Annotated in this window: 19 protein-coding genes and 2 pseudogenes; 10 read left to right on the forward strand and 11 right to left on the reverse strand. The window is 61.2% G+C overall.

The window, feature by feature from the left end; genetic code table 11:
• Positions 1–84: 84 nt before the first annotated feature.
• The 5 genes from RWK44_RS11455 to RWK44_RS11475 all read right to left on the reverse strand — a co-directional run bounded on the left by RWK44_RS11455 (position 85) and on the right by RWK44_RS11475 (position 4,710).
• Complete coding sequence (locus tag RWK44_RS11455) at positions 85–1,086, reverse strand: NADP-dependent oxidoreductase (protein WP_131664734.1); 1,002 nt, start codon at positions 1,084–1,086, stop codon at positions 85–87.
• Positions 1,087–1,233: 147 nt separating this feature from the next.
• Positions 1,234–1,815, reverse strand: coding sequence for a TetR/AcrR family transcriptional regulator (locus RWK44_RS11460; protein WP_131664735.1), 582 nt, complete (start codon positions 1,813–1,815; stop codon positions 1,234–1,236).
• A gap of 220 nt (positions 1,816–2,035) precedes the next feature.
• The gene (gene acuI / locus RWK44_RS11465; protein ID WP_131664736.1) at positions 2,036–3,022 is read right to left on the reverse strand and encodes an acrylyl-CoA reductase (NADPH); all 987 of its coding nucleotides are present in this window, start codon (positions 3,020–3,022) and stop codon (positions 2,036–2,038) included.
• 39 nt (positions 3,023–3,061) lie between these two features.
• Entirely contained in the window at positions 3,062–3,850 is a 789-nt protein-coding gene (locus tag RWK44_RS11470) for an SDR family NAD(P)-dependent oxidoreductase (protein ID WP_131664737.1), read from the reverse strand.
• 41 nt (positions 3,851–3,891) lie between these two features.
• A complete protein-coding gene (locus tag RWK44_RS11475) occupies positions 3,892–4,710 on the reverse strand; it encodes an oxidoreductase (protein ID WP_168283538.1) in 819 nt (272 codons plus the stop codon).
• A 310-nt stretch (positions 4,711–5,020) separates the two neighbouring features.
• Between RWK44_RS11475 and RWK44_RS35125 the strand changes: the two are divergent.
• Positions 5,021–5,537, forward strand: a pseudogene (locus RWK44_RS35125) (IS5 family transposase); the annotation flags it as partial.
• Here RWK44_RS35125 and RWK44_RS11485 read toward each other — a convergent pair.
• Positions 5,534–6,559 (reverse strand): LacI family DNA-binding transcriptional regulator, encoded by a 1,026-nt coding sequence (locus RWK44_RS11485; RefSeq protein WP_168283539.1) that lies wholly within the window; start codon positions 6,557–6,559, stop codon positions 5,534–5,536. The pseudogene RWK44_RS35125 and the gene RWK44_RS11485 overlap by 4 nt on opposite strands.
• Before the next feature lie 309 nt (positions 6,560–6,868).
• Between RWK44_RS11485 and RWK44_RS11490 the strand changes: the two genes are divergently transcribed.
• From RWK44_RS11490 to RWK44_RS11515, 6 genes are all read left to right on the forward strand, one after another.
• Positions 6,869–8,230: an ABC transporter substrate-binding protein gene (locus tag RWK44_RS11490; RefSeq protein WP_017959020.1), complete on the forward strand. Its 1,362-nt coding sequence runs from the start codon at positions 6,869–6,871 to the stop codon at positions 8,228–8,230.
• A 186-nt stretch (positions 8,231–8,416) separates the two neighbouring features.
• On the forward strand, positions 8,417–9,430 hold the full coding sequence (locus RWK44_RS11495) for a carbohydrate ABC transporter permease (RefSeq protein WP_020048506.1): 1,014 nt from the start codon (positions 8,417–8,419) through the stop codon (positions 9,428–9,430).
• A gap of 1 nt (position 9,431) precedes the next feature.
• Positions 9,432–10,595 carry a carbohydrate ABC transporter permease gene (locus tag RWK44_RS11500; RefSeq protein ID WP_020048507.1) on the forward strand — a complete coding sequence of 388 codons (1,164 nt, stop codon included), beginning with the start codon at positions 9,432–9,434 and terminating at the stop codon, positions 10,593–10,595.
• Between the two features lie 34 nt (positions 10,596–10,629).
• Entirely contained in the window at positions 10,630–12,282 is a 1,653-nt protein-coding gene (gene bglA, locus RWK44_RS11505) for a beta-galactosidase BglA (RefSeq protein WP_131664740.1), read from the forward strand.
• A gap of 20 nt (positions 12,283–12,302) precedes the next feature.
• Positions 12,303–13,391: an ABC transporter ATP-binding protein gene (locus tag RWK44_RS11510; RefSeq protein ID WP_131664741.1), complete on the forward strand. Its 1,089-nt coding sequence runs from the start codon at positions 12,303–12,305 to the stop codon at positions 13,389–13,391.
• Between the two features lie 176 nt (positions 13,392–13,567).
• Entirely contained in the window at positions 13,568–13,921 is a 354-nt protein-coding gene (locus RWK44_RS11515; RefSeq protein ID WP_077977652.1) for a hypothetical protein, read from the forward strand.
• 80 nt (positions 13,922–14,001) lie between these two features.
• Here RWK44_RS11515 and edd read toward each other — a convergent pair whose 3' ends face one another.
• The 5 genes from edd to RWK44_RS11540 form a co-directional block, all read right to left on the reverse strand.
• Complete coding sequence (gene edd / locus RWK44_RS11520) at positions 14,002–15,825, reverse strand: phosphogluconate dehydratase (RefSeq protein WP_077977653.1); 1,824 nt, start codon at positions 15,823–15,825, stop codon at positions 14,002–14,004.
• Positions 15,826–15,904: 79 nt separating this feature from the next.
• On the reverse strand, positions 15,905–16,603 hold the full coding sequence (gene pgl / locus RWK44_RS11525; RefSeq protein ID WP_168340713.1) for a 6-phosphogluconolactonase: 699 nt from the start codon (positions 16,601–16,603) through the stop codon (positions 15,905–15,907).
• A gap of 10 nt (positions 16,604–16,613) precedes the next feature.
• Positions 16,614–18,089 carry a glucose-6-phosphate dehydrogenase gene (zwf, locus tag RWK44_RS11530; RefSeq protein ID WP_077977655.1) on the reverse strand — a complete coding sequence of 492 codons (1,476 nt, stop codon included), beginning with the start codon at positions 18,087–18,089 and terminating at the stop codon, positions 16,614–16,616.
• Positions 18,090–18,224: 135 nt separating this feature from the next.
• The gene (locus tag RWK44_RS11535; protein ID WP_222062372.1) at positions 18,225–19,523 is read right to left on the reverse strand and encodes an NAD(P)/FAD-dependent oxidoreductase; all 1,299 of its coding nucleotides are present in this window, start codon (positions 19,521–19,523) and stop codon (positions 18,225–18,227) included.
• A gap of 9 nt (positions 19,524–19,532) precedes the next feature.
• On the reverse strand, positions 19,533–20,969 hold the full coding sequence (locus RWK44_RS11540) for a glutamine synthetase family protein (protein WP_017967073.1): 1,437 nt from the start codon (positions 20,967–20,969) through the stop codon (positions 19,533–19,535).
• An 88-nt stretch (positions 20,970–21,057) separates the two neighbouring features.
• On the opposite strand from RWK44_RS11540, the pseudogene RWK44_RS11545 reads away from it, so the two are divergent.
• The 3 genes and pseudogenes from RWK44_RS11545 (at position 21,058) to RWK44_RS11555 (ending at position 25,424) form a co-directional block, all read left to right on the forward strand.
• Positions 21,058–22,279, forward strand: a pseudogene (locus tag RWK44_RS11545) (NAD(P)/FAD-dependent oxidoreductase).
• A 157-nt stretch (positions 22,280–22,436) separates the two neighbouring features.
• Positions 22,437–22,580: a hypothetical protein gene (locus RWK44_RS11550; protein WP_165503813.1), complete on the forward strand. Its 144-nt coding sequence runs from the start codon at positions 22,437–22,439 to the stop codon at positions 22,578–22,580.
• A 312-nt stretch (positions 22,581–22,892) separates the two neighbouring features.
• Complete coding sequence (locus RWK44_RS11555; RefSeq protein ID WP_168283545.1) at positions 22,893–25,424, forward strand: methyl-accepting chemotaxis protein; 2,532 nt, start codon at positions 22,893–22,895, stop codon at positions 25,422–25,424.
• The last annotated feature ends 105 nt before the right edge of the window (positions 25,425–25,529 follow it).

Here is a 25,529-nt window from a genome sequence, read left to right on the forward strand (position 1 = left end):
CTGTTACCTGCGGAGCGTGGAAGGAAATCCCGACCCGCCTACCCGCGGCAGGATTGCTGCCTCTGCACTACCGTCAAAGCGACACTACAGGACCTTGATCACAACCTTGCCCTTCACACGACCCGTCTCGACATAGGCCAAAGCCTCGGGCGTTTGCTTGAAGGGGAAAATCTTGTCCACGACGGGGCGCAAGGCCCCACTGTCGATCAACTCGGCGATCTGTTCGAGTTGCCGACCATTGGCCCGCATGAACAGGAAAGAATACTGAACACTACGGCTCTTCGCCTTCTTGCGCACGCTGCGGCTCAACAGCCGGACGACAAGCTTCAAGAGCGCGTTCAGACCAAGATCTTTGGCGAACGCCGGGTCCGGCGGGCCTGAAATCGACACGAGGTGGCCGCCCCGCTTCAGGACGTTCAGGGATTTCGCAAGCGTCTTCGGATCCTGGCTGTTCAGCACGACATCATAGCCGGAGAGAATCTTTTCGAAGTCCTGGCTCTTGTAGTCGATCACCACATCCGCGCCGAGGCTTTTGACAAGAGCGGCGTTCTTGGCACTCGTCGTCGTCGCGACCGTCGCGCCCAGATGCTTGGCAAGCTGGATCGCGATCGTACCGACGCCGCCCGAACCAGCCTGAATGAAGACTTTCTGGCCCGGCTTCACCTTGGCGACATCGACAAGCGCCTGCCATGCCGTCAGCGCGACCAGCGGGATGGACGATGCATCTTCCATCGTCAGCGTTCGGGGTTTCAGCGCGACATCGTCTTCGTGGATGGCGATGAATTCCGCGAACGTGCCGACGTGGTGATCCCTCGGCCGTGCATAGATCTCGTCGCCGACCTTGAAGCGGTTGACACCAGAGCCGACCTTGACGACAGTCCCGGCGACATCATGGCCAAGCACGAAGGGCGGACGGTAAGGCAGGAAGATCTTGAAAGCGCCGTCCCTGACCTTCGAATCGAGCGGGTTGACGGATGTGGCATGGACGCGAACGAGGACGTCGCCGTTTTGAACCTGCGGATCCGGCAGTTGGGCAAGGCGCAGCGCGCCCTTCTTCTTGTACTTGTCGACGACATAGGCTTTCACTGGAAATCTCCGGTCTGTTGGTTCGTTGCTGGCAAGGTTTTGATTCGCCGCGTAGCGGCAAAGTTCAGGTGTTGTCGGAGGCAATGACGCCAAGTGTGACCCCGTCCGAACACTTATAGAGCGCGTGCTCTTGTATGGATTTCAGGCTCAAAAGGCCGGTGAGTGCGTAAGACCCGCCAAGGCGCGTAAGGCGTTCTTTCCAGCCTGCAGAATGCGGCCCGACACTTCATTATTGACCGCCCGTGCCAGTTGGAGTGTCCCGATCAGTGTCGCAAAAAATGCGTATGCCACGTCCTCCCTCGCTTCGACATCTGCTGGAAGCGCTTCGGCAAGCAGGAGCACAAGGATGCGGGACTGTTCGGCATACATGCCGCGCGTCTCCTCCGGCTGCCGCGCAAGCTCCGGCAGCAGAGCTGCGGAGGCGCAGCCCAGTCCTGGATTGTCCCGATGTTCTGGCGAGAGGTAGAAGTCGATCACGCCGTCGAGGCCCCCTTCGTCCAACACCTCGCGCAGCCATACTGCTTGCTTGCTCAGGGCATCCGACAAGGTTTCCCGGACGAGATCGGCTTTCGAGGGAAAGTGGGGATAGAAGGCGCCATTGGTCAGACCGGCATCCTTCATGATCGTCGCAAGACCCGAGCCCGCAATTCCATCCGTGCGAAACCGCTCGATAGCGACATCGATGATCCTTCGGCGTGACGTGTCTTTTCGGCCTTTTTCGTATCGCATGAGGCGCCCTTCAAATCTCCATTACATTACGATCATAATATCACGAGGTGAGCGCAATACAACTGCCCAATTGGCACCGCTGCGGCCGCACACGTCGTGCGCGGAGCGGCTGCAAAACCGCTTGGAGTCCGCCTAGTTCGGGCTAGACCGGGCTGACTCCTGCTTCTTCAGTGATCGCGTGTCATTACGGGAAAACCAAGTTCCGCTTCTCCTGACAACCCTAAAGATTGACGTCGACGACCGTGCGGCCCTGAACGTGCCCGCCCAGAATGCTCTCGGCGACGCCGGGGACCTGCGCCAGACCGATGACTGTCGTCGTGCGCGCGAGTTTCGCGAGATCGAGATCGCGGGCGAGACGCGCCCATGCTTCCAGACGCACTGCCTGCGGGGCATTGACCGAGTCGATGCCGGCAAGGGTGATGTTGCGGAGAATGAACGGGAGCACCGTGGCGGGAAGGTCGCGACCCTGGGCAAGCCCACAACTGGTCACGACGCCACGATACTTCGTCTGTGCCAGGACGTTTGCCAGCGTATGACTGCCGACGCTGTCGATCGCACCGGCCCAGCGTTCGGCCGCAACGGGGGCTCCTGATTCCGACAATGTGTTCCGATCAATGATCTCAGCCGCTCCGAGTTCCCGCAGATAGGCTGTTTCCTCAAGTCGGCCCGTGGAGGCGATGACGCGGTATCCGAGCCCCGAGAGCAGTGCAATGGCGATCGATCCGACGCCGCCATTGGCTCCCGTCACGAGGATGTCGCCTTTATCAGGCGTGATCCCGCCATGCTCAAGTGCCAGCACGGACAGCATGGCCGTGTAGCCAGCAGTGCCGATGGCCATCGCATCCTCCGTGGAGAGCGATTCGGGGAGCTTGACGAGCCAGTCGCCGCTCAACCGGGCCTTCTGCGCATATCCGCCGTGATGGGTCTGACTCAGCCCCCAGCCGTTGGCAACCACCCGGTCACCAACCTTGAAATCAGGATGGGAGGACGCTTCCACCGTTCCGGCGAGGTCTATGCCGGGAACGAGCGGAAACGTCTGGATCACCGGCAGTCGTCCGGTTACGGCCATCCCGTCCTTGTAGTTCACGGTCGAGTAATCCACAGCGACTGTCACGTCGCCGTCCATCAGATCGGCCTCGGTCAGGTCTACGATCGTCGCGGAGAGCGTATCGCCATCCTTGGAGGCGAGCAAAGCTTTGAACGTCATTGTCTTCTTCCTGTCGAATTGAGGGTGTGGCGATGCAGATTATCCGGCGACGCGATAGCGTTCGGCGGCATGCTGCTGACGGGTGTTGGGAAGCATGGCCTGCCGGGCCGCCTGATACGCATCCCACTGCGTTGGGTCGGGAAGCGGCGGGATCGTCACCGCCTCGCGGCGATCATAGCCGACGAGGGCCGCATCCACGAGATCGCCGACCTCCATGACGCCGGTCATCGTGTTAACGTCGATGCCGGAGTGCTCCCAGATTTCTGTCCGCGTCGCGGCGGGAAGAACGGCCTGGACGTAGACGCCCTTTGGACCGAGTTCGAGGCTGAGGCCCTGCGACAGGAAGGTGACGAAGGCCTTGGTCGCGCCATAAACGGACATGGCGAACTCGGGCGCGATACCGACGACCGACGAGATGTTGACGATGGAGCCGGTCCCTGCGTCCGCAAACCGCGGTGCGACCGCATTTGCGAGGCGAACGACAGCGGTGGTATTCAGCGCCACGAGACGGGCTACGTCTTCGGTTTTCTGATCGAGGAAGCCGCCGCGTAGATTGCCGCCGGCGTTGTTGATGAGAACGCCAATAGTGTGATCCTCGCGCAGGCGGGTCTCCACCGTCTCGAGGTCGGCGATCTCGGTGAGGTCGGCCTGAATGATGTCGATCGCGACGCCGGTTTCTTCGTGCAGACGCGCCGCAACGGCATCGAGGCGGGTCTTGTTGCGGGCCACGAGAACGAGATCATGCCCGCGACGAGCAAACCGCTCCGCATAGACTTCGCCAATGCCGGTCGATGCGCCGGTGATGAGAACAGATGGACGGTCGGACACAATAAGTACCTCGCTTTGATCAAAGGTTGTAAACATAATGATTATCTTCCCGGCATGCGGAACTGCTGGCGCAAGGCCTTGTCGAACAACGTCGCAGGCAAGAGACGCCGCAGCAGGCTGACCTGCCATGCGACCTTGCCGACGGTGTAACGCTGCCGATGGCGCTTGGCCGTGGCCGCCAAAAGGACTGCCCCCGCTACGTCCTCGGGCGTATCAGCCGTGAGCTTCGACTTCTCGTAAAAATCATGCACCCAGGCACGCCCTGCGTCATACTCCGCCATCTTGGCATCCGGCTCCAGCGAGCTGTGGTCGAAACTGCCTTGGACGGTGCCCGGCTCAATCAGCGAGACGCGGACGTTGAAACCGCGGATTTCGTGATCGAGCGACTCCGAATAGCCTTCGAGCGCATACTTGCTCGCGGCGTAATGCGCCGAGTACGGTGCCGGTACGAACCCCAGCGCCGAACTGAGGTTGACGATGCGCCCCTCTCCGCGACGCCGCATTGAAGGCAGCACGGCGTTGGTCATCCGCATGACACCGAACAGGTTGACGTCGAACAGGCTCTGAACCTGAGCAATGGAGGACTCTTCGGCCCCGCCAAACATCCCCAGGCCGGCGTTGTTGACGAGAACGTCGATACGTCCGGTGCTTGAGAGCACCGTCGAAACGAGCGACGCCACAGAGTCTTCATCGGTCACGTCACAAGCCAGCATCGAGATCTGGCCCGAGCTCCCGCTACTAGGCTTGCGGCTCGTGCCGAAGACTGTGAAGCCGGCTCGTGCCAAGGCCTCGGCACTCGCGCGACCGATACCGGATGAGGCTCCCGTTACAAGGGCGGTCTTTTTGGAATTTAAGGTCATTACTGTCTCCAAACCGCTGAGTTTTTACCATTGGCGTACTATTGCAGTGCGATCACTTATCCATATTACGGTCGTAATGCAATGATGAAAATTGCAAAGAGTGGGGATGCGTTACGAAAAGGGCCGAAACGACAGCTTCAGATGCGGCATGGTGGGGATTAGAGCGCAGAAGTTCCGAGCCGACGGCATTGCCGCCACGGAGCTCGCCGGCATCGTGAGCGAAGCGGGGCCGAATAATGGGGCTTCTATCTCCGCTTCAAGTCGAAGGCGGCCCTGATCTTCAACAGAAGCTGCCGACACGATCGCGAACCTGGAATTGGGGCTGACCGATGACTGGCAGCATATGATCGACAGCACGACGGTTCGAGGCCATTCACAGGCAGCGGGCGCTAAAGGGGGACTTATAAGGAGGTTTTTGGTCGATCACGCGGCGGCTTTACGACAAAAATCCATGCCCGCACAGACGGTCAAGGACGCCCTCTTGGCTTCGTCCCGACGGGCGGCGAAACCTCAGATTACGCCGCTGTGCCTGACTTGCTGGCAATGCCAGTCGGCAAACCAAAGGCTATAATGGTGACGCCATTCGCGAAGAGCTTTTAATTCACGGCATAAAGCCAGTCATTCCACCCAAAGCGAACCGCAAAAACCCGCCATCGTGCGATTTCAAAGCCTACAAGGATCGCAATCTTATCGAGCGGATGTTCAATAGACTTAAACAATTCCGACGCATTGCTACACGTTACGACAAGACCCGAAAATCCTTCGAAGCCTTCCTAGCTTTAGCCGCGGCAAGGATTTGGCTGCCACACTTTGTCAACAGGACCTAGGCCTGCGGTGCAGGACCGGTCGAGGCCCTGACGATCAGCTCGGTCTTCCAGAGCTCCTGGTCGGGGAAGGGGCCGGCCTGCTTCACGGTGCCGATCAACCGCTGCGCGATGCGAACGCCCGCCGCCCGCAGTGAAGAGCGCGTCGTCGTCAGCGGCACGGAAAAGCTTTCCGGTTTCAGCAGCGGCAGCACGTCGTCATGGGCGATCAGCGAGATATCCTCACCGAGCCGCAATCCGGCCTGGTTGACCGCGCGGATCGCGCCAAGCGCCAGCACCGTGCTGGAGCAGAGGATCGCCGTCGGCCGCTCCGGCAATTGCAGGAAGTGTTCCATCGCCAGCAGGCCTTGCTCGTCCGTCATCAGCGCGTGGCTCATGCAACCCTCCTCGAGCGCGAGCCCGCGCTCGGCAAGGGCTGATATGACGCCGTTCTTCCTGCGGATGGCGAAATCGAGATGCATCGGTCCGTTCATCAGCGCAAAGCGCGTATGGCCGAGTTGAAGCAAGAGCCGCGTCGCATCGTAGAAGGCGCCTTCATTGTCGATGTCGAGATAGGGATAGTCCGGCTCCGAACCGAAGGAACGGCCGTGCACGACATAAGGCATAGAGAGCGATTTCAACATGGCGAGCCGCGGATCGTGGCCGCGCATATAGGCGACGAACAGGGCATCGACATTGCCGCTGATCGCAAGGCGGCGCAGCGCCGCCACCTCGTCATTCGGGTCGGCCGGCATGATGACGAAGTGGAAATCGTGGCGCACGGCCTCTTCGCCGAGCCCGGCCAGGAATTCACCGAAATGCACGTCGGACTGGTGGCCGGGCGCCGTCGGCATGACGAGACCGATGGAGCCTGCCTTGCCGGTCGCAAGCCGCTGCGCCGCCTTGTTCGGCCTGTATCCGGTTTCCTTGACGGCCTGAAGCACGCGCTCCCGGGTCGCCTCATTGACCTCGGGATAGCCGTTGAGCGCCCGGCTCACCGTCGTCTGAGACAGCCCCAGCAATTCCGATAGCTGTTTGAGATTCACCTGCTATGCTTCCTCCCAGCCCGCCCGTCAGCCGTCTTGAAAAGGCCTGCTGCCTCCCAGCGGCATCCAAAGCGCTTTCAATTATGTATCATCTGCCGCGCTTGACTCAAGAAAAATCGCTCCATATTTCCCGATAGGCGCTGTTGCGCCGCGATATGCCGCGATATCTGGCGTGTTTGCCGCGGCTGCTCGCGAATTAACTTGACTCCATTCCACCGAAAGTGGAATGAGTCGGCTGTCAAAGCGCTTTGAAATTTCTTTATTTGCGGGAATTCGGCGCGGTTGGGATTGTGATGGGAGGTTGATCACATGAAAAAGTCATTTTTGATGGGCGTTGCCGTGGCAGCGCTTTTTGCCGGTGCTGCGTCCGCGGCCGATTTGAAATTTGCCCCGGGACAGGACTCCAAGTTCAACTGGAAGAGCTATGACGAGTTCAAGGCTGCTCATGCCGATCTGAAGGGTCAGCCGCTGACGATCTTCGGGCCCTGGCGCGGCGAGGACGAGGCGTTCTTCATGAGCGTGCTTGCCTATTTCACCGAAGCCACCGGCATCGATGCCAAATACTCCTCTTCCGAAAACTACGAACAGCAGATTGTCATTGACACGCAGGCGGGTTCGCCGCCGAACATTGCCGTTCTGCCGCAGCCCGGCCTCCTGGCCGATCTTGCCAGCAAGGGCTTCCTGACGCCGCTCGGCGATGACAACTCCAAGTGGATCAAGGACAATTACGGCGCCGGCGACAGCTGGGTCGGTTACGGCACCTACAAGGGCAAGGACGGCAAGGAAGCCTTCTACGCCTTCCCCTACAAGGCCGACGTAAAATCGCTGGTCTGGTACGTGCCGGAGAATTTCGAGGAAGCCGGTTACAAGATCCCCACGACCATGGAAGAGCTGCATGCCCTGACCGACCAGATCGTCAAGGACGGCGGCGTTCCCTGGTGCATCGGTCTCGGTTCCGGCGGCGCCACCGGCTGGCCGGCGACCGACTGGGTCGAGGACATCATGCTGCGCATGCAGCCGCCGGAAGCCTATGACAAGTGGACGACCAACGAGCTGAAGTTCACCGATCCGGCCGTCGTTGCCGCGATCGACGAGTTCGGCAAGTTCGCCAAGAACGCCAAATACGTCGATGGCGGCGTCGCAGCCGTGGCCTCGACCGATTTCCGCGACAGCCCGAAGGGCCTCTTCGCGGTTCCGCCGAAGTGCTACATGCACCATCAGGCTTCGTTCATCCCGTCCTTCTTCCCTGAGGGCACGAAGCTCGGCCAGGATGCCGACTTCTTCTACATGCCGACCTTTGCTTCGCATCCCGAACTCGGCAAGCCGGTTTTGGGCGCCGGCACGCTCGTCTCGATCGCCAAGGACTCGAAGGCTGCTCGCGCTTTCATCGACTTCCTGAAGACCCCGATCGCCCATGAGGTCTGGATGGCGCAGTCGAGCTTCCTGACGCCGTATAAGGGCGTCAGCACCGAGGCCTATGCCAACCCGCAAATGAAGAAGGAAGGCGATATCCTGACCTCGGCCACCACCTTCCGCTTCGACGGGTCCGACCTGATGCCGGGCAAGATCGGCGCCGGCGCTTTCTGGACGGGCATGGTCGATTTCGTCGGCGGCAAGTCCGCTGAAGAGGCCGCTGGCGAAATCCAGAGCGCCTGGGACGGCATCAAGTAATCTTTCAAAATTATGCCGCCGGCTTGCCGGCGGCATGGCTTGCATGACTGGCCGGGCTCGCAAAGAGCCCGGCCATCGCAGGATATACTGTGATCAGGCAATCAAAGAGATTGACGGTGACCGGCGTTGACCCGTCAGAATAAAAACCGGTCGGAATAAGATCAGGGGAAGCAGGGGAGGGACGAAATGCTGTCGCAGATAGTGTCCGCTTTGGGTGTCGTGGTCGCCGCCGTGATCGCGTGCTCGGCCTATTTCTATTTTTCGAACAAGATCCTGGATATGGCTCTGCCGGTGAAGGACGGCGACATCCGCGCCGCATCGCGGAACCTCAACCGCCGCGCATTGATCCGGCCGTGGTTGTTCATCGGCCCGGCGCTGTTCCTGCTCATCGTCTATCTCGTCTATCCCGTCGTTGCGACTTTCATCCTCTCCTTCTACGACCGTGCCGGTCTGCAGTTCGTCGGCCTCGCCAACTACAAATGGGCGCTCGGCGACCGCGAATTCCGCCAGTCGATCTTCAACAACATCCTCTGGCTCGCCGTGGTGCCGGCTGCCTGCACCTTCTTCGGCCTCGTCATCGCCGTGATGACCGATCGCATCTGGTGGGGCAATATCGCCAAGAGCATCGTCTTCATGCCGATGGCGATCTCCTTCGTCGGCGCCTCGGTCATTTGGAAATTCATCTATGAATATCGCGGCGGCAACGACGTCCAGATCGGCCTGCTGAACGCCATCGTCCAGACCTTCGGCGGCACGCCGGAGGTGTGGATCTCCATTCCCTTCTGGAACAACCTCTTCCTGATGATCATTCTGATCTGGATCCAGACCGGTTTCGCCATGGTCATCCTGTCGGCGGCTCTTCGCGGCATTCCGGAAGAGACGATCGAAGCTGCCGTCATCGACGGCGCCAATGGCTGGCAGATCTTCTGGCGCATCATGGTGCCGCAGGTCTGGGGCTCCATCGCCGTCGTCTGGACGACGATCACCATCCTCGTCCTCAAGGTCTTCGACATCGTGCTGACCATGACCAACGGCCAGTGGCAGACGATGGTGCTGGCGAACCTGATGTTCGACTGGATGTTCCGCGGTGGCGGCGATTCCGGCCGAAGTGCCGTCATCGCCATCATCATCATGCTCGCCGTCACGCCGATCATGGTCTGGAACGTGCGCCGCGCCAATCGCGAATTGAAGGGGCACTGAGATGACCGCTATCGGAAGCTACTTCAAGATCGGCCCCGCCCGTCTCTTCGTTCACGCAGCCGTTCTACTGATTGTCATCATCTGGCTCATCCCGACGCTCGGCATCTTCGTCAGCGCGCTGCGCGACAAGGACCAGATCGTCGTCTCCGGCTGGTGGACGGCCTTCGTCGGCTCGACGCAGACCGTTGCCGTTCGCTTGGGCACGCCGGACCAGCAGCAGCAGGAAGGTGCCGCCTACGTCATTGCGGGCAATGTGCTGGAAGGCCAGACCGGCCGCGCGGTAAAGGCCTTCGGCAATCGCGTGCAGCAGCCGGCCGCCTTCAAGGCCGGCGAGACCGCCGATCTCGGCGACGGTGAAACCCTGCAGATCAACAGCGACGGCAGTTATCGCTATGTGAAGAACGCCGCCTTTTCGCCCGACCAGCGCCCGCGGCGCATCTATGCATCCGTCTCGGCGCCGCCGGAATTCACCATGCAGAACTACAACACGGTTCTAAGAGGCGAGGGCATCGGCCAATCCTTCATCAACTCGCTGACCGTGACGATCCCGGCGACGATCATCCCGATCCTGATTGCCGCTTTCGCCGCTTATGCCCTGAGCTGGATGGAGTTTCCTGGCCGCGCGCTGCTGATCGCACTCGTCGTCGGCCTCATCGTCGTGCCGCTGCAGATGTCCCTGATCCCGCTTCTGCGTCTCTACAACGAGATCGGCAACATGCTCGGCCAGCCGTCGAAGACCTATCCCGGCATCTGGCTGGCTCATACCGCTTTCGGCATGCCGCTCGCCATCTATCTCTTGCGGGCCTATATCGCCGGCCTGCCGAAAGAGATCATCGAATCCGCCCGCGTCGATGGCGCGAGTGATTTCGAGATCTTCGTCCGCATCGTTTTGCCTCTATCCTTCCCGGCACTCGCCTCCTTCGCCATTTTCCAGTTCCTGTGGGTATGGAACGACCTGCTCGTCGCCATGGTCTTCCTCGGCACCGACAAGGACCACATCGTGCTAACCGGCAGCCTGAACGCGCTGCTCGGCTCGCGCGGCGGCAATTGGGAGATTTTGACGGCGTCAGCCTTCGTCACCATCATCGTGCCGCTGCTCGTCTTCTTCGGGCTGCAGCGTTACCTGGTGCGCGGTCTGCTGGCGGGTTCGGTCAAGGGAGGCTGATCATTCCCGAACGTGACTTCAAACAGGATATTCCATGAACGTGGCTTCCCAATCGATCTCGACCCCTGACAAGGACTGGTGGCGCGGCGCGGTGATCTACCAGATCTACCCGCGCTCCTACCAGGATTCGAACGGCGACGGCATCGGCGACCTGAAGGGCATCACCGCCCGCCTGCCGCATGTGGCAAGCCTTGGGGTCGATGCGATCTGGATCTCGCCCTTCTTCACCTCGCCGATGCGTGATTTCGGTTATGACGTTTCCGACTACGAGAATGTCGATTCGATCTTCGGCACGCTGGTGGATTTCGACACGATGATATCAGAGGCCCATCGCCTCGGCATCCGCGTGATGATCGACCTCGTCATCTCCCACAGCTCGGATCAGCACCCCTGGTTCGTGCAAAGCCGCTCCAGCAAGACCAACGCCAAGGCCGACTGGTATGTCTGGGCGGACGCCAAGCCGGACGGCACGCCGCCGAACAACTGGCTGTCGATCTTCGGCGGCTCGGCATGGGCGTGGGATCCGACGCGCATGCAATATTACATGCACAATTTCCTGACCTCGCAGCCGGACATGAACCTGCATAACCCTGAGGTGCAGGACCGTCTGCTCGATGTCGTGCGCTTCTGGCTCAATCGCGGCGTCGACGGCTTCCGCCTGGACACCATCAATTTTTATTTTCATGACACGCAGCTGCGCGACAATCCGGCGCTTGCCCCCGAACGCCGCAACGCCTCGACGGCGCCGGCGGTCAATCCCTATAATTTCCAGGAACATCTCTACGACAAGAACCGGCCCGAGAATCTTGCGTTCTTGAAGCGCTTCCGGGCCGTTCTCGAGGAATTCCCGGCGATCGCCGCCGTCGGCGAAGTCGGCGACAGCCAGCGCGGCCTCGAAATCGTGGGTGAATACACCTCCGGCAACGACAAGATGCATATGTGTTATGCCTTCGAGTTCCTGGCGCCCGATCCGCTGACGCCGGAGCGGGTCGAGGAGGTGATGCAGGATTTCGAAGCTGCCGCACCCGATGGCTGGGCCTGCTGGGCCTTCTCCAATCATGACGTCATGCGCCATGTCAGCCGCTGGGGCGGGCTGGTCGCCGATCACGACGCCTTTGCCAAGCTCTATGCCTCTTTGCTGTTGACGCTGCGCGGCTCCGTCTGCCTCTATCAGGGTGAGGAACTGGCGCTGACGGAGGCCGATCTTGCCTATCAGGATCTCCAGGACCCCTATGGCATCCAGTTCTGGCCGGAATTCAAGGGCCGCGACGGCTGCCGCACGCCGATGGTCTGGGACAGCCAGGTCGCCCAGGGCGGCTTCTCGACGGTCAAGCCCTGGTTGCCGGTGCCGGTCGAGCATATCCTGCGTGCCGTCAGCGTCCAGCTGGGCGATGAGACCTCCGTGCTGGAGCACTATCGCCGCTTCATCGCCTTCCGAAAGCTGCACCCGGCTTTTGCCAAGGGGGAGATCGAATTCGAGGAAACACAGGGCGATACGCTGGTCTTCACCCGTGAATACGGCAATGAGAAGCTGCTCTGCATCTTCAACATGAGCCCGGCCGAGGCAGGCGTCATTCTGCCGGCGGGAGAATGGCAGGCATTGACGGGCCACGGCTTTACCAGCAACAACTATGGCGACAAGATCGATATTCCGGCCTGGGGGGCGTATTTCGCCCGTCTCGCCTAAAGAACGCAGGGGAGAGAGAAATGACTGGACTGACGCTGAAGGATATCCGCAAATCCTACGGTTCCGTGGACGTTCTCCACGGTATCGACCTCGATATCAAGCAGGGCGAATTCATCGTCTTCGTCGGTCCGTCCGGCTGTGGCAAATCCACGCTTCTGCGCATGATCGCCGGTCTGGAGGCGATCACCGGCGGTGAGATGTATATCGACGGCCATCTCGTCAATGACGTGCCACCTTCCAAGCGCGGCATCGCCATGGTCTTCCAGTCCTATGCGCTCTATCCGCACATGACCGTGTTCGATAACATGGCGTTCGGCATGAAGATCGCCGGCGAAAGCAAGCAGGAAATCGATCGCCGCGTCAAAGCGGCGGCCGAGAGCCTGCAGCTGAGCCAATATCTCGGTCGCCTGCCGAAGGCGCTTTCCGGCGGCCAACGCCAGCGCGTGGCGATCGGCCGCGCCATCTGCCGCGATCCGAAGGTCTTCCTGTTCGACGAGCCGCTGTCCAACCTCGATGCCGCGCTGCGCGTCGCGACCCGCATCGAGATCGCCCGTCTGAACGAACAGATGGCTGATACGACGATGATCTACGTCACCCATGACCAGGTCGAGGCGATGACGCTCGCCGACCGCATCGTCGTTCTCTCCGCCGGCAATATCGAGCAGGTCGGTGCGCCGCTGGACCTCTACGAGCGCCCGGCAAACCTCTTCGTCGCGAAATTCATCGGCTCGCCGGCGATGAACATCATTCCGGCAACGGTCGCCGGAACCGGAAGCCAGACGACGGTGACGCTGACCGGCGGCATGTCGGTGACGCTCGATGTGACGACCGATGCGTCCGAAATGGGCAAGCAGGCGAGCTTCGGCGTTCGTCCGGAAGATCTCCGGGTTGCCGATGGCGCCGACTACCTTTTCGAAGGTGAGGTGTCGATCGTCGAAGCGCTCGGCGAAGTGACGCTGCTTTATATCGAGGGCCTGGTTCCCGGCGAGCCGATCGTCGTCAAGTTGCCCGGCATCTATGATGTGAAGAAGGGCCAGAGGATGCGGTTTGCCGCCGACAGGCAGAAGTTGCATCTCTTTGACGCAACCGGTCATACCTACCGGAAATGAGGCGGCCATTTTTGGGGTGATTACCCCAGGAATTGTGCAGGACGGGCCGAATTCTCACTTTCTGTTAAAGATCGGCTGCTACCTTTTCCTCGTCAATTTATGAGGGGGATAAGCACGTGGCCGCTTCCAATCCGTCACAGCCAAAATCTCATTTCCTGAGCAAGGAAGAATCCTTCATGTATGACCGCGAGGCGCGGTTCAAAATGGAGGACACGATGAATGCCGCGCGCATCGAATATACGGAAAAGGGCGTCATGCACGCGGCTTCGCGCCGCTGCGACATTGTCCGGATCTCGATGAGCAGCGCGACACTCGCGATCCTGACCCAGTTCAGCCTACCGAAGCAGTTCTATCTGGATATTCCGGATGCCCGCATCACCAAGGTCGGCTGCCTGCTGATGAAGGTCAACGCCAACAATACGATCGACGTGCGCTTCCTGCGCCTGCTGACGCAGAAGGAGCTGAACAAGATCTTCGTCTACAGCACCCATCCGGCACACCGCGACTACGTTCTCGACGTCCGGGCCTGAGGGACCATTCGACTGAAATCAAAAACCCACGGGGTGCTGCGCGCGCCCCGTGGGTTTTTGTCTGTCTCCAGTGACCACGCTCAGTGGTGGAAGAGCACGCTCGCACCCTGGTCCGAAGGTCCGACGGCGCGGCGGAACGGTGCGAAGAGCTCGCGGCCCATCCCGAATTCATTGTCGGAAAGATCGACGACGACAGGTTCACGCTCGGCCATGTCGGCCGCATCGACGAGCAGCTCGAGCGTGCCCTTGATCGCGTCGAGGCGAATGATGTCGCCCTCGCGGATGCGGGCGATCGGACCGCCGTCGACCGCTTCCGGCGTGACGTGGATCGCGGCCGGCACCTTGCCGGATGCGCCGGACATGCGCCCGTCGGTGAGCAGCGCTACGCGGAAGCCGCGGTCCTGCAGCACGCCGAGCGGTGGCGTCAGCTTGTGCAGTTCCGGCATGCCGTTCGCCTTTGGGCCCTGGAAGCGCACGACGGCGATGAAATCGCGGTTGAGCTTGCCTTCCTTGAAGGCATCCTGCAGCTCCTGCTGGCTGTGGAAGATGACCGCTGGCGCTTCGATGATGTGACGCTCCGGCTTGACGGCCGATATCTTGATGACCGCCTTGCCGAGATTGCCGCGCAGCATCTTCAACCCGCCATTCGCCTGGAACGGCGTCTCGATGCTGGAGAGAACTTTGGGATCGACGCTTTTTTCCGGCGACGGCTCGCGCAGGACGGCGCCCTTTTCGCCGAGACGGGCGTCGACCGTATAGGCTTGGAGACCTTGACCGAAGACGGTGCGAACGTCGTCATGCACCAGGCCGTGTTTCAACAGTTCCTTGATGAGGAATCCCATGCCGCCGGCCGCCTGGAAATGGTTCACGTCGGCCAGTCCGTTCGGATAGACGCGGGCAAGCAGCGGGACGATTTCCGAAAGCTCGGCAATGTCCTGCCAGGTGAGCTGGATGCCGGCTGCCCGCGCCATGGCGACGAGGTGCAGCGTATGATTGGTCGAGCCGCCGGTCGCATGCAGGCCGACGACGCCGTTGACGACCGAGCGTTCGTCGATCATCTCGCCCGCCGGCGTGAATTCGTTGCCGAGCGCGGTGATCGCCAGCGCCCGCTTGGCAGCTTCGCGCGTCAGCGCTTCGCGCAGCGGCGTGCCGGGATTGATGAAGGAGGAGCCTGGCATGTGGAAGCCCATGATCTCCATCAGCATCTGGTTGGAATTGGCGGTGCCGTAGAAGGTGCAGGTGCCGGGGCCGTGATAGGATTTCGATTCCGCTTCCAGCAGTTCGGCGCGTCCGACTTTGCCCTCGGCGAAGAGCTGGCGCACGCGCGACTTCTCGTCGTTCGGCAGGCCTGTGGTCATCGGGCCGGCCGGAACGAAGATCGACGGCAGGTGCCCGAAGGACAGGGCTGCGATCACCAGGCCTGGCACGATCTTGTCGCAGACGCCGAGGAAGAGGGCGGCATCGAACATATTGTGCGACAGGCCGACGCCCGCAGACATGGCGATCAGATCGCGCGAGAAGAGCGAGAGCTCCATGCCCGGCTGTCCCTGGGTGACGCCGTCGCACATCGCCGGCACGCCGCCGGCCACCTGCGCCACGCCGCCTGCTTCGGCGGCTGCCTCACGGATGATCGCCGGATAGGTCTCGAACGGCTGGTGGGCCGAGAGCATGTCGTTATAGGCGGTGATGATGCCGAGATTGGCGATGCGGTCGCCGGCAAGCGCATCCTTGTCGGCGGGGGAACAGACCGCGAAGCCGTGGGCAAGGTTGGCGCAGCCAAGTACCGAGCGCTGCACGCCCTGCGAGGCGGCCGCGCGCAGGCGTTCGAGATAGCGTTCGCGGGTGGGCTTCGAGCGTTCGACGATGCGATCGGTGATCGCAGAGATGCGTGCATGAGCGGACATGGAAAATCCCTGCCTTGTTCGTTGTCTCTATCTGTTTCGGCGGCTCCGGCCTAGATCTGAATTTCAAATCTGCGGCGGATCAGGGAGCCCAGTAGATCTCGACCGGGGAAGTGGCCCGGCGCAGAATGGCGCGGATCGGCATTTCTGCCTCTTCACCGCTGCCTTCCGCCTTGGCGAGAACGTCTTTTTTGCCTTCGCCCTCGATATGGAGAACCAGGAGTGCGGCATCCTCAAGACTGGAGAAGGTGAAGGTCAGGCGCGGCTCGCCGGCCCCTTCCGCTTCCATGGTGATGATGCCGCGCGGCGTCGATGCGTCGAGCGCCTTGGCAAGATTGCTGCCACCGGGAAAGAACGAGGCGGTGTGGCCGTCGCCACCCATGCCGAGGATGACGATGTCGAAGGGGATGCCGATCTCGGCGCTTTTTGCCGTCGCAAGTCTTGCAGCTTCCTCGACGGAAGGTGCCGGCTGGTAAAGCGGCACGAAGCGCGCCGCCTTTGCCTTGTTTCGAAGCAGATTGGCGTCGACCAGCAGATGGTTCGAGCGCGGATTGTCGGCCGGCACGAAGCGTTCGTCAACAAGCGTGATCGTCACTTTTTCCCAGGCGATGTCGCGTGTCGAAAGCGCCTGGAAGAAGGCCTTCGGTGTGGAGCCGCCGGAAACGGCGATGGACGCCGTTCCGCGGGCGGCGATCGCTGCCGAAAGCGTATCCGCGACCTTTTCGGCGAGGCTGCCGGCGAGGTCTGCGGCGCTGGCGAAGGAATGCAGGGTCGATGCCATCGATTTCGTCCTAGATTTCGTCATGCCAGGTGCGGCCGTCACGCTCGATCAGCGCGATGGCCTGGCTCGGTCCCCATGTGCCGGCCGTATAGCCCTGCACCTGCTGGCCGGTCGTTTCCCAACCCTTTAGGATCGGATCCACCCATTTCCACGCGGCTTCGACTTCGTCGCGGCGCATGAACAATGTCTGGTTGGAACGGATCACGTCCATCAGCAGGCGCTCGTAGGCGTCCGGATTGCGGACGTTGAAGGCCTGGGCGAAGCTCATGTCGAGCGAGACGTTGCGCAGGCGCATGCCACCCGGACCCGGATCCTTGATCATCAGCGACTGCTTGACGCCCTCATCCGGCTGCAGGCGGATGATCAGCTGGTTGGCGACGATGCGCCCTGCCGCCTGGTCGAAGATCGCGTGCGGGATCGGCTTGAAGGTGATGACGATCTCGGACATGCGCCCGGTCAGGCGTTTGCCGGTTCTTATATAGAAGGGAACGCCGGCCCAGCGCCAGTTGTTGATCTCGGCCTTGATGGCGACGAAGGTCTCGGTGTTCGAGACACCGCCTTCGAGCTCTTCGAGGTAGCCCTTGACCGGGCCGGTACCCGATGCGCCGGCGCGATACTGGCCGCGGACCGTCGCCTGCTCCACGTTGGAGGCATTGAGCGGCTTCAGCGCGCGCAGCACCTTCAACTTCTCGTCACGTACGGCTTCCGAATCCATCGACGAGGGCACTTCCATCGCCGTCAGGCAGAGCAGCTGCAGGATGTGGTTCTGCACCATATCGCGCAGTGCGCCCGCCGTGTCGTAATAGCCGGCGCGGCCTTCGAGGCCGACCGATTCAGCCACGGTGATCTGCACGTGGTCGATATAGTTGGCGTTCCAGAGCGGCTCATAGAGCGCGTTGGCGAAGCGCAGCGCCATCAGGTTCTGCACCGTCTCCTTGCCGAGATAGTGGTCGATGCGGAAGATCTGCTCTTCCTTGAAGGCGCGGCCGATCGTGTCGTTGAGCTGCAGCGCAGAAGCGAGATCGCGGCCGATCGGCTTTTCGACGACGATGCGGGTCGACTTGGTGATCAGCTTATGGTCTGCGATTTTCTGCGAAATATCGCCGAAGATGCCGGGCGCGACCGCGAGATAGAAGGCGCGCACACGGTCCTTGCCCTCGTCGAGCAGCTTCTTCAGCTGATCCCAGCCGGTATCCGTGCGTGCATCGACCGAGACGTAGTAGAGGCGGGCACAGAACTTCTCCACCTCAGCCTCGTCGTATTCGCCCTTCTTCAGGTGTTCCTTCAGCGCATCGCGGGCAAAATTGCGGTATTCCTCGTGGGTCAACGGGCTGCGCGAGGCGCCGATCACGCGGGTCGGTTCGCTGAACTGGCCTTCGATCTGGCGATGATAAAGCGCGGGCAGCAATTTGCGTTCGGCAAGGTCGCCGCTGCCGCCGAAAACGACGTAATCAAAAGGCTCAACGGGAATGATTTGGCTGCTCATGAGCTTGTCTCTCAATCAGGCTTGGTTGACGGCTCTTTTAATCTAATCGATTTAAAAAAGCCAGTGTGCAGTGCAATGAATCTCTCAGGCACCGGTTTTAGAGCGAATTTCCGGAAGATGAAATCCGCAATCGGACTAAAACTTGTCGCGAAGCGCAAACCACGACAAGGCGAGGAAAAGCAACGGCGCCCGCATGCGCGCACCACCGGGAAAGGCTGGAATATCAAGCGATGTGAAGAGGTCGAGATCGCGAGATTTTCCAAGCACCGTTTCCGCGTAGAGCTTGCCACAGTAGTTTGACAGCATGACGCCATGGCCGGAATAACCGCCGATCGAGATGACACCGGGCATGACCTCGCGCACGAAGAGCTGGCGCGGCATGGTGATACCGACGTTGCCGCCCCAGGCATGGGTGATCTCGATGTCCTTGAGGTCCGGGTAGATCTCGGTAATCTGCCGGCGGATGTGCAGCGAAATGTCCCGCGGATTGTCCGAGGTATAGGCCTCGCGTCCGCCGAACAGCAGACGGCCGTCGCCGAATTTGCGGAAGTAGCGCACGACGAAGCGCGAATCGGCCACGGCCTCGCCCCCGGGCAGCACCTCGGGATGCCCGTCGAGCGGTGCCGTGGCACCGATGAAGGAGCGGATCGGCATGACATGGCTCGCCGTCACCGGTTCGAGGCCGTCGATGTGGCCGTTGCAGGCGATCAGCGCGCGCTCAGCGGTGATCGTTCCCCTTTCGGTTTCGATCGTCACCTTGCCGCCGCTTTGGCGGATCGCCGTTGCCTTGGTCATCTCGAAGATTTCAGCACCGGCATTGGCAGCGACCCGCGCCAGCCCGACCAGCAGCTTCAGCGGATGGATATGGCCGGTGCCGACATCGCGCACGCCGCAATGGAAACGCTTCGAGCCGAGCCTTTCCTGCGTTTCCTCCTCGTCCATGAAGCTGAGATACGGATAACCGTAGCGTAAGGCGGCGATTTCGGCATTTTCGTAGTAGTCGCGTTTGTAGCTCGCCTTGTGGGCGACGTTGAGCTGGCCGGGCACATAGTCGATCTCGATCTGGTGCTCGCGGGCGAAATCGATGAGATGGCGCTTGGCCGCTTCGGCAAGATCGAACAGCGCCTTCGAGCGTTCGTAGCCGATCTTCTCCTCGAGTTCTTCCGGCCACCATCGCTGACCGGTGCCCAGTTGGCCGCCATTGCGCCCGGACGCCCCGTCGCCGAAGCGGCAGGCCTCGATCAGGACCACCGAAACACCTGATTTGGCAAGATTATAGGCGGCCTGCAGGCCGGTATAACCGCCGCCGACAATCGCGACGTCACATGTTCTCGATCCGTCGAGAGCGGGGTAGGTGGGCCGCTCCCCGACGGTTGCCTGATACCAGGACAGCCCGGGCGCGATCGGGCTCTGCCATGTCTCCTGCGATGCCATGATGGTCCCTCACACGTTGAGCAGAAGGAATTCCCGCTCCCAAGGGCTGATCACCTGCATGAAGGTTTCGAACTCGCCGCGCTTGACGCCGGCATAAAGGCCGATGAACTGCTTGCCGAACATCTCCTCGAAGGCGGGTTCGTCCTCGAGCAGCGCCACGGCCTCCAGCAGGCCGCGCGGCAGGTCGATCGAGCCCTCATTGGCCGAATCCTCCGTCGGCGCCGTCGGCTCGATCTCGTTCATGATTCCGAGCAGGCCGGAGGCGAGCGAGGCGGCGAGTGCGAGATAGGGGTTGGCGTCCGAGCTCGGCAGCCGGTTTTCCACGCGCCGCGCCTGCGGATCGGAGACCGGGACACGGAAGGCGGTCGTCCGGTTGTCGTAACCCCAGGCATTGTTGACCGGGCAGGACATATCGGGCTGCAGGCGCCGGTAGGAATTGACGTAGGGTGCAAGCATCGCCATCGCGCTCGGCACGAATTTCTGCATGCCGCCGATGAAATGGAAAAATTCCTTCGAAGCCGATCCGTCGGGATTGGAGAAGATGTTCTTGCCCGTCTCGATATCGACCACCGACTGATGGATATGCATCGCCGAACCCGGCTGGCCCTGCATCGGCTTGGCCATGAAGGTCGCGTAGATGTCGTGTTTCAGCGCCGCCTCGCGGATCGTTCGCTTGAACAGGAACACCTGGTCGGCAAGTTCGATCGGATTGCCGTGGCGCAGGTTGATCTCCATCTGCGCCGGTCCCTCTTCATGGATCAGCGTATCGATCTCCAGCCCCTGCTTCTCCGAGAAATGATAGACGTCGTCGATCAGCTCGTCGAACTCGTTGATGCCGGCGATCGAATAACCCTGGCCGCCGAGGATCGAGCGGCCGGACCGGCCTTTCGGCGGGTGGAGCGGATAGTCGGGATCGTCGTTCTTGGCGACCAGGTAGAATTCGATCTCGGGCGCCACGATCGGCTTCCAGCCGCGCTCATGATAGAGGCTCATGATCCGCTTCAGCACGTTGCGCGGCGTATAGGGGACTTCCCCACCGTCCGAATCGACGATGTCGCAGATCACCTGCGCCGTCGGGTCGGTCTCCCAGGGCACGACGGAAAGCGTCGAAAGGTCGGGCATCAGCTTCAGGTCGCTGTCGCGCGGCTCATAGCGGAAGCTCTCCGTCTCGTCGGGATATTCGCCCGAAATCGTGTGCCGGTAGATTGCCGAAGGCAGCGCCAGCGAGGTGTTGGAGGTGAATTTCGAACTCGGCATCATCTTGCCGCGCGCAACGCCGGCAAGGTCCGGCGTGATGCATTCGATGTCTTCGATGCCCCTGTCCCTCAGCCACCGCGCTGCTTCCTTCCAGTTCGCAACGCCACGCAGGGATCCGGGCTCCGGGGGAGTTTTCTTCGAGGCGGGTACGTTTCTGGCAGGCTTCAGCGTCGTCTTTTTTGGGGACATGACACACCGGTTTGCGTTGATCGTGGCGCCATCATAACCAGACTTTGCCAATTGGCGAGGGGTTGAGAACGTTGACTTTCGCCCTTTGATGGAAAAAGAAGACGCGGGTTTTGATCGGGGAAACGGGTTTGCAGCGCAAAAGCGACGTTATCGTCATCGGCGCCGGAGCGGCTGGCATGATGGCCGCCATCCGTGCCGGAAAACGCGGCCGCTCGGTCGTCATCCTCGACCATGCCAGGGCGCCTGGCGAGAAGATCCGCATATCAGGCGGCGGCCGTTGCAATTTCACCAATATCCATGCCGGACCGAAGAATTTCCTCTCCGCCAATCCGCATTTCTGCAAGTCGGCGCTTGCCCGTTTCACGCCCGCCGATTTCATCGCCATGGTCGATCGCCACGGTATTGCCTGGCACGAAAAGACGCTTGGCCAGCTTTTCTGCGACGATAGCGCCAAAGACATCATCCGCATGCTGCTGGCGGAGATGCGCACGGCCGGTGCAGTGCTGCATCTCGGCACAGAAATATCAGGCGTCGAAAAGACCGAAGCCGGCTTCCGTGTATCGACGAGCGAAGGTCACTGTGAAGCATCGTCGCTGATCGTCGCCACCGGCGGCAAGTCGATCCCGAAGATGGGCGCCACCGGCTTTGCCTATCGTCTCGCCGAGCAGTTCGGCTTGGCCGTGCTCGAAACCCGACCCGGCCTCGTGCCGCTGACGCTCGATCCCGGCCTGCTCGAGACCATTGCGCCGCTTGCCGGCATTGCCGCCCTGGCCGAAATCCGCCACGGCAGGACCGCCTTCCGCGAAGCGCTGCTTTTCACCCATCGCGGGCTGAGCGGCCCCGCTGTCCTGCAGATCTCTTCCTTTTGGCGCGAAGGCGACGAGGTTGTGGTCTCGATCGAACCGGATATCGACATTGCGGCCCATCTGACGACGGCAAAACAGATCAATGGCCGTCAGTCGCCGCAGACGGCACTCGGCGATATCCTGCCGAAGCGGCTGGCACAATTTCTCGTCGAGCGCGAAAAGATCTCCGGCAACATGGCCGACCTGCCCGACAAGGTGCTGCGGCGTCTTGCCGCCGGCGTCCAGAACTGGGCGGTGAAACCGTCCGGCTCGGAAGGTTACCGCACCGCCGAAGTGACGCTCGGCGGCATCGACACGGCAGCGCTCGATTCCCGCAGCATGGAAGCCAAAGCCGTGCCCGGCCTTTATTTCATCGGCGAATGCGTCGACGTCACCGGCTGGCTCGGCGGCTATAATTTTCAGTGGGCCTGGGCTTCCGGTTTTGCCGCCGGCGAATGCGTCTAGAACTGCATGCGCCTAGAAAAGCCGATTCAAGACTTCTTAATAGAGGTGCGCCATCCTGTCTCAATTGGCGGTTTGTAAGGTCGTCCCTAAATTAAGCTTTACCGGCAAGCCGATTTGTTGGATTGTTGTTGTGTTAGAGAGAAGTGAGGTTTCGCCCATGAACAGAAACGCACGACGCGCCCGCGCCATCGCAATTGCCGAGGCAAAGCCAAACGCTCGAATGGTCGCTCTGCGCTATCTGATGCTTGCAGCCGGCGCCACCGCCGCCTGCCTCGCGCTGCTGCTCTCGCACTTCATCTGATCCTGTCCGCAGACCTGGAATCAACGTTGCGACATGCTAGTTGTCGCACCGCGGCATCGCGGTCCATAATTTGTAACTATTTCACTGCCTTGGCTTAACCCGCCATAACCGCTTATCCGAAAATTAATATCTAATCTGACACAATTGCTCGCGAATATTTGGGCATCTCCAAGTTGTTTGGACATGAACTGGCAATGACTGCCGCCTGGCCTCCGGGTTCCCCAATGTAAAATAAGAACAGCTCGATGTGCACCCGGCTGGCGCCATGTGGCCGCCTGCGGGAGGAGTGGTGTATGAAAGGCCCGGAACGCCATGTTGATTGACAAGATTCTTTCCCGCTTCAGGATCAAGACGAAGGTTTTGATCTTCGTTCTGCCTTTCGTCGTCACCATTTCGGCGGTAGGCCTGACCGGCCTCTATGCTTCGGGACTTCTGCAGGGCCGCATGGAAATATCCAACAGCGTGCTGCAGTCGCTGAGCGGCTTCAAAGATCTCTATGGCTCGATGGACGATTTCCTGCGCGTCACCAGCCCTGAGGCGCGCGACAAACTGATCGCGGATCTGAAGACCCAGCAAGGCGTGCTCGATCAGACGCTGAGCCAGGTTGGTGACGAGGCCGCCGGTCGCGACAGCCTTGCGGAAGCGTCGCGTCGCACCAAGGAAATTTCGGGCGTCGTCGACAAGCTGTGGGCCCTGCACGAGCAGGAACAGGCATTGCATGAGCAGATCGACGCTGCCCAGAAGAGCGTAATCAGCACCCGTTTCACCGTGTCCTACCAAGCCGAGCAGTTGCAGAGCACCGTCCAGAGCGACGAGAGCGCCGCCACCAGCACCCTTCGCACCGCCGACCGCCTGCTGAAGGGCGGCGATTTCCTCGGCACCGTCGCCAGCGGCTTCAGTAAGCCGCAGACACCGCAGGACAAGATCGCCTTCATCAACCAACAGATGCCGGAGATCATCAAATCGCAGCGTCTGATCGCCATCTCTGTTCCGAGCAATCAGAAGAATGTCATCGACGCGCTGGCTGCGACCATCGACGGCATCAAGGCGATCGTCCAGACGCCCAATCCGACCGACGAGACCGCCACCGAACTCGGCCGTCTCATTTCGCGCTTCCGCCAGACCTCGACCTATACGCAGCTGACCGCAACGCAGAAGATGCGTGACGCGACCCAGGAATTCGCCGCGCTCGACGGCCGGATTGCCCAGGCCAACTCGGTCCTGCAGGATACGAGGCGTCTCGAAAATTCGGTCTATTCGCTTCAGATCGTTCTTTCCGACTTTCTAGCCGACTCCAGCAAGGAAAATCTCGTGCGCCTGCAGCAGCAGGCCGGCACGCTCGGCAAGGACATGCAGGTGCTGGTCACCAGCGCCAAGGGCATGGGCTTTGCCGAAGGCATATCCGGCGCGATCCAGCCGGCGCTCGACGTCATCTCCGGCGGCGGCTCGAAGATCGTCGATACGATCGGCGAGCGTGTCACGGCCTATGCCGCGGCCCGCCAGGAACTCGATCAGATCTGGAAAAAGCTGACCGATTTCGCCGAGCTGCAGAAGCAGACGGCCGGCACCGAGCGCACCCAGGCAAACAGCATCTCCGTCCTGACCACCGGTCTCGGCATCCTCCTGTCGATCCTCGGCGGCATTGCCCTGGTGCTGACGCTGCAGCGCCCGATCAGCCATATCACCGGCGCCATGCGCCGCATCGCCGAAGGGGCGCTGGATACCAGCATCTCCGGCGAGCAGCGCCACGATGAAATCGGCGACATGGCCCGCGCGCTCGGCATCTTCAAGGAAAACGCCATCTCGAAGATCCGCATCGAGGAGCAGAGCGACGAGGAACGCGCCGCCGCCGAACACGAGCGCCAGCGCAACGACGCCGAAAAGCGCGAGATGGATCGTCAGATCGAATTTGCGGTCAATGCGCTTGCCGCCGGCCTCGAACGCATGTCGCAGGGCGATATCTCGACGACGATCGAAACGCCCTTCATCGGCCGTCTCGAACAGCTGCGCCAGGATTTCAACGGTTCGATGATGCGCCTGCAGGCGACGATGAGCCAGATCCGCGACAATGTCGAACTGATCCAGGGCAATGGCAACCAGATGGCCCAGTCGGCCGAGGACCTGTCCAAGCGTACTGAACAGCAGGCTGCCTCGCTCGAAGAGACCGCGGCCGCCGTCGATGAGATCACCGTCACGGTCCGCTCGTCGGCCGAACGCGCCAAGGATGCCGACCAGATCGTCCGCCAGGCCAAGCGCAGCGCCGACGATTCCGCCGTCGTCGTCAGCAATGCGATCGACGCGATGAGCCGCATCGAAGGTGCCTCGCGCCAGATCGAGCAGATCATCGGCGTCATCGACGAGATCGCCTTCCAGACCAACCTCCTGGCGCTCAACGCCGGCATCGAGGCAGCGCGCGCCGGTGAAGCCGGCAAGGGCTTCGCGGTGGTCGCGATGGAAGTCCGCGAACTGGCCCAGCGCTCCGCAGCCGCGGCGCAGGAGATCAAGGGACTGATCAACAAGTCGACCAACGAGGTCAATTCCGGCTCGCAATTCGTGCAGGAGACCGGCACGGTGCTCGCCAAGATCAGCGCCCAGATCGTCACGATCAGCCAGCATGTCGAGATGATCGCCCGCGCCAGCCACGACCAGTCCAATGCGCTGCAGAGCGTCAACGCGACGGTCAACCAGATGGACCAGATGACCCAGCAGAACGCGGCCATGGTGGAGGAGACGACTGCTGCCAGCCGCGAACTGGCTGACGAGGCCGATTCGCTGCGCAGGCTCATCCAGCAGTTCAAGATCGACGGCGAAGCCACCGTTGCGCCGGTCTACCGCGCCGCCTGATCAGGGCTCGATTGCAATTTTCAAACGGCCTCGGTTTTCCGGGGCCGTTTGTGTATTGCATAGAGAGCGACCGGAAACGGGGCGACGAATATCGCGAGCGGCCCA

It is taken from the genome of Rhizobium sp. 25PS6, assembly GCF_032464655.1.
Lineage (GTDB): Bacteria > Pseudomonadota > Alphaproteobacteria > Rhizobiales > Rhizobiaceae > Rhizobium > Rhizobium laguerreae.

Bases quoted from the DNA above. Each gene is read 5' to 3' on its own strand.
- RWK44_RS11460 (WP_131664735.1), bottom strand. From the start codon at position 1,815: ATGCGATACGAAAAAGGCCGAAAAGACACGTCACGCCGAAGGATCATC.
- acuI (WP_131664736.1), bottom strand. From the start codon at position 3,022: ATGACGTTCAAAGCTTTGCTCGCCTCCAAGGATGGCGATACGCTCTCC.
- RWK44_RS11475 (WP_168283538.1), bottom strand. From the start codon at position 4,710: ATGACCTTAAATTCCAAAAAGACCGCCCTTGTAACGGGAGCCTCATCC.
- RWK44_RS11490 (WP_017959020.1), top strand. From the start codon at position 6,869: ATGAAAAAGTCATTTTTGATGGGCGTTGCCGTGGCAGCGCTTTTTGCC.
- RWK44_RS11495 (WP_020048506.1), top strand. From the start codon at position 8,417: ATGCTGTCGCAGATAGTGTCCGCTTTGGGTGTCGTGGTCGCCGCCGTG.
- RWK44_RS11500 (WP_020048507.1), top strand. From the start codon at position 9,432: ATGACCGCTATCGGAAGCTACTTCAAGATCGGCCCCGCCCGTCTCTTC.
- bglA (WP_131664740.1), top strand. From the start codon at position 10,630: ATGAACGTGGCTTCCCAATCGATCTCGACCCCTGACAAGGACTGGTGG.
- RWK44_RS11510 (WP_131664741.1), top strand. From the start codon at position 12,303: ATGACTGGACTGACGCTGAAGGATATCCGCAAATCCTACGGTTCCGTG.
- RWK44_RS11515 (WP_077977652.1), top strand. From the start codon at position 13,568: ATGTATGACCGCGAGGCGCGGTTCAAAATGGAGGACACGATGAATGCC.
- edd (WP_077977653.1), bottom strand. From the start codon at position 15,825: ATGTCCGCTCATGCACGCATCTCTGCGATCACCGATCGCATCGTCGAA.
- pgl (WP_168340713.1), bottom strand. From the start codon at position 16,603: ATGGCATCGACCCTGCATTCCTTCGCCAGCGCCGCAGACCTCGCCGGC.
- zwf (WP_077977655.1), bottom strand. From the start codon at position 18,089: ATGAGCAGCCAAATCATTCCCGTTGAGCCTTTTGATTACGTCGTTTTC.
- RWK44_RS11535 (WP_222062372.1), bottom strand. From the start codon at position 19,523: ATGGCATCGCAGGAGACATGGCAGAGCCCGATCGCGCCCGGGCTGTCC.
- RWK44_RS11540 (WP_017967073.1), bottom strand. From the start codon at position 20,969: ATGTCCCCAAAAAAGACGACGCTGAAGCCTGCCAGAAACGTACCCGCC.
- RWK44_RS11550 (WP_165503813.1), top strand. From the start codon at position 22,437: ATGAACAGAAACGCACGACGCGCCCGCGCCATCGCAATTGCCGAGGCA.
- RWK44_RS11555 (WP_168283545.1), top strand. From the start codon at position 22,893: ATGTTGATTGACAAGATTCTTTCCCGCTTCAGGATCAAGACGAAGGTT.